This is a genomic window from Streptomyces sclerotialus, from assembly GCF_040907265.1.
Taxonomy (GTDB): Bacteria; Actinomycetota; Actinomycetes; order Streptomycetales; family Streptomycetaceae; genus Streptomyces; species Streptomyces sclerotialus.
Genome location: NZ_JBFOHP010000002.1, coordinates 6,031,380 through 6,044,029, shown reverse-complemented (window position 1 = coordinate 6,044,029; position 12,650 = coordinate 6,031,380). Strand labels below are relative to the sequence as shown.

Annotated in this window: 13 protein-coding genes; 5 read left to right on the top strand and 8 right to left on the bottom strand. The window is 73.1% G+C overall.

What is annotated here, in order from left to right:
- Positions 1-265 precede the first annotated feature (265 nt).
- The gene (locus AAC944_RS26780; RefSeq protein WP_051872029.1) at positions 266-826 is read left to right on the top strand and encodes a cupin domain-containing protein; all 561 of its coding nucleotides are present in this window, start codon (positions 266-268) and stop codon (positions 824-826) included.
- Positions 823-1,209: a rhodanese-like domain-containing protein gene (locus tag AAC944_RS26775; protein ID WP_030618810.1), complete on the top strand. Its 387-nt coding sequence runs from the start codon at positions 823-825 to the stop codon at positions 1,207-1,209. Before AAC944_RS26780 ends, AAC944_RS26775 begins: the two co-directional genes overlap by 4 nt.
- A 266-nt stretch (positions 1,210-1,475) precedes the next feature.
- Here AAC944_RS26775 and recX read toward each other — a convergent pair whose 3' ends face one another.
- From recX to AAC944_RS26755, 4 genes are all read right to left on the bottom strand, one after another.
- On the bottom strand, positions 1,476-2,102 hold the full coding sequence (gene recX / locus AAC944_RS26770; protein WP_030618812.1) for a recombination regulator RecX: 627 nt from the start codon (positions 2,100-2,102) through the stop codon (positions 1,476-1,478).
- 6 nt (positions 2,103-2,108) lie between these two features.
- Entirely contained in the window at positions 2,109-3,233 is a 1,125-nt protein-coding gene (gene recA / locus AAC944_RS26765) for a recombinase RecA (protein WP_030618815.1), read from the bottom strand.
- A gap of 244 nt (positions 3,234-3,477) precedes the next feature.
- On the bottom strand, positions 3,478-4,839 hold the full coding sequence (locus tag AAC944_RS26760) for an AI-2E family transporter (RefSeq protein ID WP_078888740.1): 1,362 nt from the start codon (positions 4,837-4,839) through the stop codon (positions 3,478-3,480).
- A 161-nt stretch (positions 4,840-5,000) separates the two neighbouring features.
- On the bottom strand, positions 5,001-5,195 hold the full coding sequence (locus AAC944_RS26755) for a DUF3046 domain-containing protein (RefSeq protein WP_030618822.1): 195 nt from the start codon (positions 5,193-5,195) through the stop codon (positions 5,001-5,003).
- A 79-nt stretch (positions 5,196-5,274) separates the two neighbouring features.
- Between AAC944_RS26755 and AAC944_RS26750 the strand changes: the two genes are divergently transcribed.
- Complete coding sequence (locus AAC944_RS26750; protein WP_030618823.1) at positions 5,275-6,198, top strand: hypothetical protein; 924 nt, start codon at positions 5,275-5,277, stop codon at positions 6,196-6,198.
- Here the strand turns inward: AAC944_RS26750 and AAC944_RS26745 are convergent.
- Positions 6,177-7,433 (bottom strand): PucR family transcriptional regulator, encoded by a 1,257-nt coding sequence (locus tag AAC944_RS26745; RefSeq protein WP_063759987.1) that lies wholly within the window; start codon positions 7,431-7,433, stop codon positions 6,177-6,179. The two genes, AAC944_RS26750 and AAC944_RS26745, sit on opposite strands and share 22 nt — an antisense overlap.
- 199 nt (positions 7,434-7,632) lie before the next feature.
- Between AAC944_RS26745 and AAC944_RS26740 the strand changes: the two genes are divergently transcribed.
- On the top strand, positions 7,633-9,084 hold the full coding sequence (locus AAC944_RS26740; protein WP_051872031.1) for an alkyl sulfatase dimerization domain-containing protein: 1,452 nt from the start codon (positions 7,633-7,635) through the stop codon (positions 9,082-9,084).
- Positions 9,081-10,451, top strand: coding sequence for an MFS transporter (locus tag AAC944_RS26735; protein WP_196943143.1), 1,371 nt, complete (start codon positions 9,081-9,083; stop codon positions 10,449-10,451). The genes AAC944_RS26740 and AAC944_RS26735 overlap by 4 nt, the downstream gene beginning before the upstream one ends.
- 50 nt (positions 10,452-10,501) lie before the next feature.
- Here the strand turns inward: AAC944_RS26735 and AAC944_RS26730 are convergent, their stop codons facing one another.
- Genes AAC944_RS26730 through AAC944_RS26720 form a run of 3 tightly spaced genes read right to left on the bottom strand, consistent with a single transcriptional unit; the run spans position 10,502 to position 12,600 of the window.
- A complete protein-coding gene (locus AAC944_RS26730; RefSeq protein WP_030618832.1) occupies positions 10,502-10,810 on the bottom strand; it encodes an AzlD domain-containing protein in 309 nt (102 codons plus the stop codon).
- Positions 10,807-11,541 carry an AzlC family ABC transporter permease gene (locus tag AAC944_RS26725; RefSeq protein WP_196943145.1) on the bottom strand — a complete coding sequence of 245 codons (735 nt, stop codon included), beginning with the start codon at positions 11,539-11,541 and terminating at the stop codon, positions 10,807-10,809. Before AAC944_RS26725 ends, AAC944_RS26730 begins: the two co-directional genes overlap by 4 nt.
- A 45-nt stretch (positions 11,542-11,586) precedes the next feature.
- Complete coding sequence (locus AAC944_RS26720; RefSeq protein ID WP_078888741.1) at positions 11,587-12,600, bottom strand: AraC family transcriptional regulator; 1,014 nt, start codon at positions 12,598-12,600, stop codon at positions 11,587-11,589.
- Between the last annotated feature and the right edge of the window lie 50 nt (positions 12,601-12,650).

Below are 12,650 nucleotides of genomic sequence, written 5' to 3'. Positions count from 1 at the left end.
TCTCCGCGCGGTGCGCGTGCCTCTCGGCATCCGGCCCGACCTCGCCGTACGTACGTCTGCGCTCGCGCCCGGGGACACGTGTCGCGCCTGCGCCAGGGCCTCCGCGCGTGCCCGGGCCGCCGAGCTGACGGGCTTGTCGGCCGAGCTGACGGCTCGTCGGCCGAGCTGACGGCTCGTCGGCCGAGGCTGATCGGCGTCGTGCCGCTCCGGCCGACGCCCACGGCGTACGCCGCGCGCTCCCTCACGATCATTCAGGACGGTTCTCATGACCGACACATCCGCCACCACGACCGCCGTACGCATCCCCACTCCGCCGCACCCCGCCGACGGCCTGGGCCCCACCGCCTCCGAACTGCTCGGCTTCGTCCGCCGGACGGCCGCGGACGCGGACCTCATCGCCTCGCTCCCCCTCGACCCCGAGGGCCGTACCTGGATCCGGCTGGACGGGCCGGGCGGCAGCGAGGCATGGCTCATCGGCTGGCCGCCCGGAACGGGTACCGGCTGGCACGACCACGGCGGCTCGCGCGGCGCTTTCGCCGCCGCAGCGGGCGAGCTGACCGAACAGTCCCTCGCCGCCCAGCTGCCCACCGAAGGCTGGAAAACGCTGGAGCTCGCGGACGACGTGGACCGCGAACGACGGCTCAGCAACGGCCGCGGCCGGGCGTTCGGCCCGCACCATGTGCACCAGGTCTTCAACGCCTCGTCCGCGGCCCACGCCGTCTCCGTGCACGCCTACTACCCGCCACTGCCCCTCATGCGGCGCTACAGCCGCAGCGGCCCCGTACTGCGGCTCGAAGAGGTCGAGCGCCCGGAGGTCTGGGCATGAGCGCGATCGACGACCTCCTGGCGCAGGCCCGTGCGGAACTGGACCGGGTGGAGCCGCACGAGGCCGCTGCCGCCCAGCGGGACGGCGGGCTGCTGGTGGACATCCGTTACGCGGCACTGCGCGAGCGGGACGGCACGATCCCGGGCGCGCTGGTCGTGGAGCGCAACGAGCTGGAGTGGCGGCTCGATCCGACGGGCGACCATCGCGCGCCCGAAGCCACGAGCCACGGCCTCCGCGTCGTCGTGGTCTGCAACGAGGGGTACGCGTCCAGCCTCGCGGCCGTCTCCCTCCGCCGGCTCGGCCTGCGCCACGCCACCGACCTGACAGGAGGCTTCCAGGCGTGGCGGGCGGCGGGGCTACCGGTCAGCCCACCCGGCGCATAGCCTCCGGGGGCCCTCCCCCCCCCCCCCTCCCCACCCCCGGATTCAGTGCTCTTGCAGGTCTTCCCCGGCTCAGCGCCCGCAGCGTTCTGCTCGTTCCCCGCTCGCCACACGCCGAGCTCTGCTTTCCGCTCCCCGCTCACAGAGCTCGGCTCGGTCCTGACACCTCCCGCGCAGAGCTCTACTCCCCGCTCCTCTCTCACCACGCCGGGCCCTGGCACGCAGGCTCGGCTCTCCCGTCCCGCTCGCGGGGGCCGGCGTGCGCGGTCTCAGTCCCCGGGCAGGTAGTCGTCGAGCAGGTCGGGGTCGTCGGTGCCCTCCGCTTCGAGGGCCTGGCGGACGACGCGGAGGGCCAGGCCCTCCGGGTAGCCCTTGCGGGCGAGCATGCCCGCGAGGCGGCGGAGACGCTTGTCCCGGTCCAGGCCTCGCGTGGACCGGAGCTTGCGGTCGACCAGTTCGCGGGCGGTCCGCTCCTCCTGTTCCGGGTCGAGCTGTCCGACGGCCTCATCGATCAGCGTCGACTCCACGCCCTTCGTACGCAGCTCCCGGGCCAGCGCACGGCGGGCCAGGCCGCGGCTGTGGTGCCGGGACTCCACCCACGCCCCGGCGAACGCCGCATCGTCGATCAGCCCGGCCTCCTCGAAGCGGGAGAGCACCTCGTCGGCCGCCTCGTCGGGGATGCCCCGCTTCTGCAGCGCGTCCGCGAGCTGCTTCTTCGTGCGTGGGTTTCCGGTGAGGAGGCGCAGGCATATGGCCCGCGCCTGCTCCTCGGGGGTGCGCGGCGGCCCGTCCCCGGCCCTCGACGGGGAAGGGCCACCGCTGTCCGTGCTGCCGCCATCGGCGACGGGCGCGGCGTCGTACTCGCCGCTGTCTGGCCAGTGCGTTCGGCGGGTCACGGCGGACTAGCTCTTGGCCGCCGCGGCCTTGGCTGCCTTGGCGCCCTTGGCCGCGGGGGCCGGAACGGCCTTGGCGGGCTCGGCCGCCTCGCCGGCCGCCGCGTCGGCGCCGGGCTCCGCCGTCAGGTCCTCGGGCTTCACGCCGATGCCCAGCTTCTCCTTGATCTTCTTCTCGACCTCGTTGGCGAGGTCGGGGTTGTCCTTCAGGAAGTTACGGGCGTTCTCCTTGCCCTGGCCGAGCTGGTCGCCCTCGTAGGTGTACCAGGCACCGGACTTCCGGATGAAGCCGTGCTCCACGCCCATGTCGATCAGGCCGCCCTCGCGGCTGATGCCCTGGCCGTAGAGGATGTCGAACTCCGCCTGCTTGAAGGGCGGGGCGACCTTGTTCTTCACGACCTTGCAGCGGGTGCGGTTGCCGACCGGCTCCGTGCCGTCCTTCAGGGTCTCGATGCGGCGGATGTCGATGCGCACCGAGGCGTAGAACTTCAGGGCGCGGCCACCGGTCGTGGTCTCCGGCGAGCCGAACATCACGCCGATCTTCTCGCGGAGCTGGTTGATGAAGATCGCGGTGGTCTTGGACTGGTTGAGCGCGCTGGTGATCTTCCGCAGCGCCTGGCTCATCAGCCGGGCCTGGAGGCCGACGTGCGAGTCGCCCATCTCGCCCTCGATCTCGGCCCGCGGCACCAGGGCGGCGACGGAGTCGATCACGATGAGGTCCAGCGCGCCGGAGCGGACCAGCATGTCCGTGATCTCCAGGGCCTGCTCGCCGTTGTCCGGCTGCGAGAGGATCAGGGCGTCGGTGTCGACGCCGAGCTTCCGCGCGTACTCGGGGTCGAGGGCGTGCTCGGCGTCCACGAACGCCACCTGGCCGCCGGCCTTCTGCGCGTTGGCGACGGCGTGCAGGGTCAGGGTCGTCTTACCGGAGGACTCCGGGCCGTACACCTCCACCACGCGGCCGCGCGGGAGGCCGCCGACGCCGAGGGCCACGTCGAGCGCGGTCGACCCGGTCGGGATGACCTCGATGGGCTCGTTCGGCCGGTCACCCATGCGCATCACTGCGCCCTTGCCGAATTGCCGTTCAATCTGTGCGAGCGCGGCGTCCAGCGCCTTCTCGCGGTCAGTGCCTGCCATGGGTTCCACCCGGTTCGCTTGAGTCGATCGCTTCACGTCCATGACGCTAACGCCTGCCACTGACAATGCGCCCGGACCCGGCCCCGGCCTGTGGATAACTTCCCGGGAACCCCAGAAAATGGGGGCCGTAGCCCTCATAAGAATGGATGTTCGATTTCGATGTCAAGCGCGCCACGCCGCGCCTGAGCCCGCCCGCTCCGACCGGTACCACGGCCGCCACTCCCGCTCAGCCACCGCCGTCCGCTCAGCCGCCGTCGGTCCCGCCGTCCCTGTTTCCGCCGCTCTCGCCGCGACTGCCGCCCTCGCCGCCCTCGCCGCCCTCGCCGCGACCGTCGGTGCCCCGGTCCTGGCCCTCCGGCCGGTCCTGGTCCGCCGTCCGGTCCTGGTCCGCCGTCCGATCCCGGTCCGCCGTCCGATCCTGGCCCTCCGCGACCTGCTGCTTCTCGGCCTGCTGCTTCTCGGTACGCCGGCGCTCCTTCAGCGGTGCCGCCACCTGCTCGGCGCGGAGCGTGTGGCGCACCTTGGCCAGGAGCGAGGCGCCCCGTCTGCGGCGGCCGCGGCCCAGGACCCGCGGGTCGTCCGTGACCTCGTACCGCTTGACGTACGCGCCGAGGAAGGCCTGCAGGGTCGCCGTCGCCGGGATGGCGATCAGCGCGCCGACCGCGCCCAGCAGCGCCGTGCCGGCGATCACCGATCCGAAGGCGACCGCCGGGTGGATGTCCACGGTCCGCGCGGTGATCCGCGGCTGCAGGAGGTAGTTCTCCAGCTGCTGGTAGACGACCACGAAGCCGAGCACCCAGACCGCGTACCAGGGATTCACCGTGAAGGCGATCAGCATCGGCAGCGCGCCCGCGAGGTACGTGCCGATCGTCGGGATGAACTGCGAGACCAGGCCGACCCACATGCCGAGTGCGGGTGCGTAGGGCACGCCCAGGATCTCCAGCAGGACGTAGTGCGCGATGCCGGAGATCAGGGCCATGAGGCCGCGGGAGTACAGGTAGCCGCCGGTCTTGGCGACCGCGAGCTCCCAGGCCCGCAGCACCTCGGCCTGCCGGGTGGGCGGCAGTACGGAGCACAGCGCGCGGCGCAGCCGGGGCCCGTCCGCCGCGAAGTAGAACGAGAACAGCGCGACGGTGAGCAGGTTGAACAGCGAGCCCAGGACGGTCGCGGAGACGGCGAGGACGTTGTTGGCGCTGTCCTGGACGTACCGCTGGAGCCAGTCGGACTTCAGGAGGTTGTTCTGCACCTCCACGCGTGAGAGGTGGGTGTGGAACGTCTCGTTCGTCCAGCTGATCACGGAGTCGAGGTACTGCGGGAACTCCCCGACCATCGTGGTGATCTGTCCGGCCAGCATGGAACCGAGCAGGGTCATGAAGCCCACTCCGGCGACCAGGATGGCGAGGAAGACCAGCCCGGTGGCCGCCCCGCGCCGCATCCCGCGTGCCGCCATCCAGTCCACCGCCGGCTCCACCGCCAGCGCCAGGAAGAACGCGATGAGGATGTTCAACAGCAGCGAGATGAGCTGGTGGAACGCCCAGCTCGCCAGCTGGAAGCAGGCCAGCAGGGCGAGTGCGAGCACCATCGCGCGCGGCAGCCAGCGCGGCATCCGTGCGGCGCGCGGATCGTCGGGTCGTCGGTCGTCGGGGCCGGTGGGCTTCGGAGTCGCGGACACGGGCCAAGTCTCGCGCACGGGTCGGACATCGCGGGCTCTGACCCACGCCGCGGAGCGGTGCCGTCAGAGATCGCAGCCTGCGGGGCGCGGTACGGTCAGCGCTTCTCGTCCGGCACGTTCATCACCGCGCACACCACGCGCCAGACCTCCTTCGCGCTCCAGCCCGCCGCGAGTGCTTCGTTGACCGTCCGGCCACCCAGGTCGGACATCACATGATCGCGTGCGAAGGAGTCGGCGTACGCCGTCCCGAAGTGATCCGCCATCCGCTGCCAGAAGTCCGTCAACCGCATGACCCCAGTATCCCGCTCCTGAGGGTGCTGCCGTGCGCGAGCCGCTGACCGGCCGCGGGTTCCGCCCTACCGTCGGTCCATGGCCGAAACCGCAAGCCCACCGATGACCCCTCTGGCGCGCGCCGAGCACTTCGTCTGGCTCACCGCGCGGGCCCTGGAACAGCGCCGCTTCGAACATCATTTCCTCGGCGGCGATGCGGACGCCGTCGAGACCGCACTGAACGCGTACCGCAACGACGACGACGGATACGGTCACGCCCTGGAGCCGGACCTGCGCGGTCCGGTGAGCCAGCCGCTGCACACCGCGCACGCGCTCGGTGTACTGGACGCCATCGGGCGCTGCAGCGGTCGCCGGGTGGAGCGGATCTGCGGCTATCTGACGCGTGTCTCGACACCCGAGGGGGCGCTGCCGGCCCTGCATCCTTCGTTGCGCGGTTATCCCGCGGCGCCGTGGATCCCGATCGTGGACGATCCGCCCAGCGATCTGCTGGCGACCGGTCCGGTGGTGGGGCTGCTGCACCGCAATGAGGTGTGGCACGCCTGGCTCTTCCGGGCCACGGACTACTGCTGGCAGGCGGTGGAGTCCCTGGAGAAGACGCATCCGTACGGTGCCGAGGCCGCGCTCGCCTTCCTGGACGGCGTACCGGACCGGGTGCGCGCGGCTGCCGCCGCCGAGCGCCTGGGCCGGCTGGTGCGGGACCAGGGTCTGGTGGTCGTCGATCCGGAGCGGGTGCGGGAGATCCCCGTGGCGGAGGGGTACGGGCCCGGTGAACATCATTTCGCGTACGACTACGCCCCCACGCCGGCGTCCCCGGCACGCGGCTGGTTCACGGACGCGGAGATGGACCGGGCGCTGGACCACCTCGCCTCGCTCCAGGAGGAGGACGGCGGCTGGCCGATCAACTGGCGGGCGTGGGCGCCGGGCACCGCGCTGGAGTGCCGTCCGATGGTGACGCTGAGGGCGCTGCTGACGCTGCGCGCCTACGGGCGCGACATCGGTTGACTCCTCTCCGAAGGCGGCGGGTCGGCATGCGCCGTCCCTGAGGGCGGTACGGGAGCACTGTCCCTGAGGAGCAGCGCGCACAGGGCCAGGGTGGTGCCTCGTGGTGAGGCGAGGTCGATGCCGGAGGTGAGCTCGGCGATCCGGGTGAGACGGTTGTCGACGGTGTTCGGGTGCAGTCCGAGTGCCTGTGCTGTCGCGCGGCGGTCCTGGCGGGTCTCCAGGTGCGTGCGGAGGGTGTCGATCAGTTCGGGGCGGCCGTCGAGCGGGTCGAGAAGGGCGGCGATCATCGGGCTGCTCTCGTCGTGGCGCGAGAGGTGGTATTCGAGCAGTACGTCGGCGAGCCGGTGCAGGTCCGGGGGCCGGCCGGAGGCGTGCGCGATGCGGATCACTTCGGAGGCGGTGCGGGCCGCGTGCGGGATGCCCGCGGGGCTCTCGGCCCGTGCGGCGGCGCAGCGCACCGGGCCGTCGCAGGCGCGGGCCAGCCGCCTGGCGAGGCCGTCGGCGGGTTCGGGTGCGCCCGGTACGAGCGCGTGGCCGCCGGTGGCGTCCAGGCCGGCGAGTACGTCGGTGCCGAATGCGCGCTCCAGGGCCGTCTGGAGGCGCCGCAGACGGCGGCGGACGGCGACGGGTGCGGTGGCGGCCGGCCCGTCGGCCGGCGGCAGGCGCAGTGCGAGGACCGTGACGGGCCCGTCCAGGCCCAGTTCCTCCAGCGTGGTCCGGTCGGCGGGCGGCGTGCCGTCGATGAGGGCACGGGCCAGTGTGCGCCGCTCCTCATGCCGCTCGGCGTCCAGCGCGGCGCGTTCGTCGAGGTAGGTCTCGGCGACCGCCCCGATGACGCCGCCCTGGCCGCGGAGCAGGAAGTCGGCCAGCTCGACGAGGGCTGCCTCCTCGCCCGGGGCGGCCTCTTCGCGGAGTGTCTGCCACAGGGCGTACGTGCCCAGCGCGTGCGTGCGGAGCAGCAGGTGCAGCGGCAGTCCCTCCTCGGCGCGCTGGGCGGCGCGTTCCCTGAAGAGCGCGTGGTCCCCGCGGCGGCCGTCCTGGCCGCGCGCCCGCCGCATGAAGAGGCGCAGCCCGTGCCGCGCGGTGGCGGCGATCTCGACGTCCTTCATGTCGTCGGGCAGCTCGGCGTAACCGGGAATGCCGCCGAACACGTCGCCGGTCATCTCACGGGCCAGTGCGTTGACCCGTGTCTCGCAGCGCAGGGCCAGGCGACGGGCTGCTTCCGAGAGCGGCACTCATGCCTCCTTCGTACGGACGCGGCGCCGCCCCGTACGGGAGGGCGGCGGGGTTGTGACGCGTCACAGTACCGGCGGCGCGGCGGTGTGACAGCGCCGGATGTCCCCTGGTCCGCGGGCGGCTCAGACTCGGTGCACCGGCCGGGGAAGGCCGCAGCGTACCGGCCGGCATCCGATCCTTCGTAAGGAGCCGCTTTCTATGACGCAGCACAGCCTCGACGACTATCTCGCCTACGTGGACCGTGTGTGGGAGGGGCAGGACTCCCTGCTCGGCCATCTCTCGGGGGCGTACACGGGTGACGCTCTCGTACGCATCGGCGAGCGGACCGGGTTCTTCCCCGCGTTCGCCAACGTGGCGGTGTTCGACACCGGGTCGGACGGGCTGGTGCTGGTGGACTCGGGGGACGTCCGCACGGCCGGACAGCTGCACACGGCGGTGACGGGGTTCGGCTCGGCGGCGGGCGGTACGGCGCGCAAGGAGGTGCGCAGCGTCGTCTACACGCACGGGCACGTGGACCATGTCTTCGGGGTCGGGCCGTTCGACGAGGACGCGCGGGCGCGTGGCGTCGCCCTTCCTGAGGTGGTCGCCCACGAGGCGGTCACCGCGCGCTTCGACCGCTACACGGAGACCGCGGGGTACAACTCATGGATCAACCGGCGGCAGTTCGGGGTGCCGTCGCTCAACTGGCCGACGCGTTACCGCTACCCGGACACGACGTACCGGGACCGGCTCACGCTCCGCTACGGGGATCTCACCTTCGAGCTCTTCCATGCGCGCGGTGAGACGGACGACGCCACCTACGTATGGATCCCTGAGCTGAAAACGCTGTGCACGGGTGATCTGTTCATCTGGAACTCGCCGAACGCCGGCAACCCGCAGAAGGTGCAGCGCTATCCCGAGGACTGGGCGCGGGCCCTGCGCGCGATGGCGGAGCTGGGGGCCGAGGTGCTGCTTCCGGGGCACGGCGTGCCCGTCATCGGGGCGCCGCGCGTCGCGCAGGCTCTCGGGGACAGCGCGGAGCTGCTGGAGTCGTTGTGCACCCAGACGCGGGAGCTGATGAACGAGGGGCTGCGCCTGGACGAGGTACTGCACCGGGTGCAGGTGCCGGAGGAGCTGCTGGCCAAGCCGTACCTCCATCCCGCGTACGACGAGCCGGAGTTCGTGGTCCGCAACCTGTGGCGGCTGTGGGGCGGCTGGTACGACCAGAACCCGGCGCACCTCAAGCCCGCGCCCGAAGGGGAGCTGGCCGCCGAGCTGGCGGAGGCGGCGGGTGGCGCCGCCGTGCTGGCGCGCCGGGCGGCGGACCTGCTGGGCCGCGGGGAGCTGCGGCTGGCCGCCCACCTGGCGGAGACGGCGGCGCTGGCGGCGCCCGAGGACCGCGAGGTGGCCCGGGTCCGCGCGGAGGTGTACGCGAAGCGGGCCGCCGCCGAGTCGTCCACGATGGCCCAGGGCGTCTTCCGCTGGGCCGCTGCCGAGTCGGCGGCGGTGGCCGAGGGGACGGACCTCACCACCGAGCTGACGCGCAGCGAGGGAGGCCGTAGGCGGGCGGCCGGCGGCATTGCGGTGGGTGTCGTGGCGGGCGCGGACGAGGACGGCTGCTCATGCGGCCCGGCGGACGGTGGCGGGGCCACGGCGGGGCGGCTTCGGTGACGTCCTCCGCCGGGTCCGCGCCGGTCGTCGCCCCCGGCGCGGCCGGTGTCGTGCGGGGGCACGCCTGGCGTACGACCTGGCTGCTGCTGGCCTTCATGCTGGTGAACTTCGCCGACAAGACGGTCATGGGCCTGGCCGCGAACCCGGTGATGCGGGATCTGGGGCTGACCCGTGAGCAGTTCGGGACGGCGTCGTCGGCGTTCTTCGCGCTCTTCAGTCTCGCGGCGCTGGCGGGGTCGTTCCTCACCCGTACGGTGCGTACGTCCGTACTGCTGCTCGGCATGGCGCTCCTGTGGTCGGCGGCGCAGCTGCCGATGCTGATCGGCGCAGCCGGCTTCGGGGTGCTGGTCGCCACGCGCGTCCTGTTGGGTGCGGCGGAGGGCCCGGCATCTCCGGTGGCGCTGCACCACCTGTACGGCTGGTTCGAGCAGAAGGACCGCACGCTGCCGACGGCGGTACTGCTGGCGGGGGCGGCGGCCGGGGTCGCGATCGCGGCTCCCACGCTGGGCGTGGTGATCGACCACTGGGGCTGGCGGTGGGCCTTCGGGGTGGTCGGCATCGTCGGGCTGGTCTGGGCGGCGGTCTGGCTCCGGTACGGCGCCGAGGGGCCGCTGGCGCCTCCGGTGGGCAGGCGGCGCGCACCGGAGCCGTCCGCCGCGGGAGCGCGTACGGAGGCGGCCCGTGTGCCCTACCGGAGGCTGCTGCTGTCGGGGACGTGGCTGGCCGCGGCGCTGGGCTCGTTCGCCGCGTACTGGACGCTGTCGGCCGGGCTGACCTGGTCGGCGGACTACTTCCAGGAGGTGGGCGGGCTCTCGCTGCGCGGCGCGAGTTTGTTGATCATGCTGTCCGCGCTCACCAAGGGCGCCGCGATGCTGGTCCACGGGGTGCTGGTGCAGCGGTCGGTCAAGCGGGCGGCAGCCGGGCTGCCGCCCCGTCTCCCCTGGCCCTCGGGGGTGAAGACCGGTCTGATGATGATCCTGGCGGGCGCTGCCACGGTGTGGTTCGCGGCGACGGACGTGCTGTGGCTCAAGATCGTCCTGCTGCTCGGGCCGCTGGCCGTCACGGACATCATCCTCACGGTCGCGGCGACCGCGGTCTCCCGGATCTCCCCCGCCGACCGGCGAGGCGTCACCCTGGGCGCCCTGACCTGCGTGTTCGCCCTGGCTGGAGTGCTCGCACCGCTCGTCATGGGGCACATCGTGGACACCGGGGCGACCGTGGCCTCCGGGTACTTCGGCGCGTACGGGCTGATGGCCGGCCTGGTGACGGTGGCCGGGGTGGCCGTCACGTTCTTCCTGCGCCCGGAACGCGACGCCCGGCGGCTGGGCACGGAGCGGCCGGGCGACGGGCCGGACAGCCGGCCCTAGAAGGCCCGCGGCGGGGCGCCCGTAGGCCGTGCGCCCCGCCGCCCTTCGTATCAGCCGCCGAGCGCCCGTACTCCCGCCGTCACCACCACGGCGACGGTGACGACCAGCAGGAACGGCGCGCGCAGCATCAGGGCGAGGGCCGCCGCGCCGACGCCGGCCACCTTGGCGTCCAGCACGAGGCGGGCGCCTTCACTGAGCGTCTCCTGGGCGGTGAGGGCGGCCAGCAGCACCACCGGCAGCAGCGCGGCGAGCCGCTTGACGAGGGGGCGCTCCAGCAGGCCGGCGGGTACCAGCAGGCCCGCGTACTTGAGCACGTAACAGCCGACGGCCGTGGCGCCGATCGCGATCCAGGTGTTCACCGGCTCTCCTCCTGTGCGTGCGGGGCCTTACGGGAGCGGACGCCCTGGAGCAGCAGCACGGCGGGCGCGGCCAGCGCGGCGACCAGTACCGGCACTCCGGCGGGCAGCACCGGCAGGGTGGTGAGCATGAGGACGACGGCGAGGCCGGCGGCGGCGCGCTCCACGGTGGACCTGAGCATGGGGCCGAGGAGCGCCAGGAAGGCGGCGGGCCCGGCCGCGTCCAGCCCCCAGGCGCCGGTGTCACCCAGCGCCTCGGCGCCCAGCGCACCGGCCAGCGTGGTGAGGTTCCACAGGATGTAGAGCGTCAGTCCGGTGACGGTGAAGCCGAGGCGGGCGCTGCGCCTGTCGGGCTGCGCGAACGCGACGGCGGAGGTCTCGTCGATGACCCAGTGGGCGGCGAACGGCTTCACCAGCGCCCGGTGGCCGAGCAGCCCGGAGAGCCGCAGTCCGTAGAAGGCGTTGCGGGCGCCCAGGAAGAACGCGCCGGCCGCGGCGGCGAACGGGTTGCCGCCCGCGCCCAGCGCGCCGACCAGGGCGAACTGCGACGCTCCGGTGAACACGAGGAGGCTGAGCAGGCAGCTCTGGAGCACGCTCAGGCCCGCGCCCGCCGAGGTGACTCCGAAGGCGAAGCCGGAGAGGCCGACGGCGACGCCGACGCCGAGCGCGTCCCTGATGACGGCGGCGTCGGACTTGCCCGACGCGTCCGAGGAGGCGCACGGCGGGTCCGGTATCCCGTGAGGTGTGGTCTGTTCGATCTGTTCAGGCACGTCGCCAAGCTAGGCGGGACGGCCACCGCGGTCTTGTACGTTCTTGCGGCCGCCCTCGTGTGGCCGAGCTCCGGAAAGCGGCCGGCCCTGCGAAGGGAAGCGGCCCTCCGAAGGGAAGCGGCCCTCCGAAGCGGACCGGCGTCCGGAGGCACCGCGCTCCCGCCGGTACGCACCGGGCGGCACCCCGACGATCCGCGTGAAGTGCCGGTTCAGATGCGGCTGGTCGGAGAAGCCGACCGCGGCAGCGGCCTCCGCCGGCGTGCTGCCGCTCTCCAGGAGCCGCCGGGCACGGCGTACCCGGGCATTGGTCAGCCAGGCGTGCGGCGGGATCCCGTAGGCGTCCTTGAAGGCGCGCAGCAGTGCGAACGAGCTCGTGCCCACTTCCGCGGCGAGCTCTTCCAGGGACGGCGGCTCGGCCAGCCGTTCCCGCAGGACGTCACGGGCGCGTGCGGCCCGCAGGGCACCGGCCGTTCGTGGCGTGCGCGCCGGAAGGAAACCGCCGTATCCGCGCAGCAGCCGGGCGACGAGGATCCGCAGCACACTGTCGGCGGCCAGCGCGTCGCCCTCCTCCGCCGCCCGGTGCACCTCGTGGATGAGGCGGGCGGCGCTCCGGTCCAGCACGGAGGTCTCCGCGAAACCGGGGGTACCGCGGAGCGTGGTGGTCTCGGCGGCGATGCCGGCGACGAGCCCCGCGGACGGGTACAGCGTCGAGTACGTCCAGCCCTCGGCGACGCCCGCCCGCGCGGTGTGCGGCACCTCCGGGTTGATCATGACGACGCTGCCGTCACCGGCCCGCACCGTCCCCCCGGGCAGCCCCACCTCCTCGATGCCACCGCTCACCGCGCCCAGCACGAACCCGTCGTGACTGTGGCGGGGAAAGGTGTGGCGCACGTACCGGGCGCGCAGCAGGTCGAGGCCGGGCAGCCCGGAGTGCCGCCAGTGCCGTGCCCACTCGCCGGACGCACGTCCGCCGGCGCCTCCGCTCCCCCGGCCCTCCGCCGGGCCGCCCCCGCCGCTGCCCATGCCCCCATTCTGCGTCCGGCGTGCCGCCGCTGACCTGCGCGTCCACGGTC

What these genes read in the sequence shown, in the direction of transcription:
- recA (WP_030618815.1), bottom strand. Translation starts at nt 3,233, where the DNA reads ATGGCAGGCACTGACCGCGAGAAGGCGCTGGACGCCGCGCTCGCACAG.
- AAC944_RS26775 (WP_030618810.1), top strand. Translation starts at nt 823, where the DNA reads ATGAGCGCGATCGACGACCTCCTGGCGCAGGCCCGTGCGGAACTGGAC.
- AAC944_RS26755 (WP_030618822.1), bottom strand. Translation starts at nt 5,195, where the DNA reads ATGCGGTTGACGGACTTCTGGCAGCGGATGGCGGATCACTTCGGGACG.
- AAC944_RS26760 (WP_078888740.1), bottom strand. Translation starts at nt 4,839, where the DNA reads ATGCCGCGCTGGCTGCCGCGCGCGATGGTGCTCGCACTCGCCCTGCTG.
- AAC944_RS26720 (WP_078888741.1), bottom strand. Translation starts at nt 12,600, where the DNA reads ATGGGCAGCGGCGGGGGCGGCCCGGCGGAGGGCCGGGGGAGCGGAGGC.
- AAC944_RS26740 (WP_051872031.1), top strand. Translation starts at nt 7,633, where the DNA reads ATGACGCAGCACAGCCTCGACGACTATCTCGCCTACGTGGACCGTGTG.
- AAC944_RS26750 (WP_030618823.1), top strand. Translation starts at nt 5,275, where the DNA reads ATGGCCGAAACCGCAAGCCCACCGATGACCCCTCTGGCGCGCGCCGAG.
- AAC944_RS26780 (WP_051872029.1), top strand. Translation starts at nt 266, where the DNA reads ATGACCGACACATCCGCCACCACGACCGCCGTACGCATCCCCACTCCG.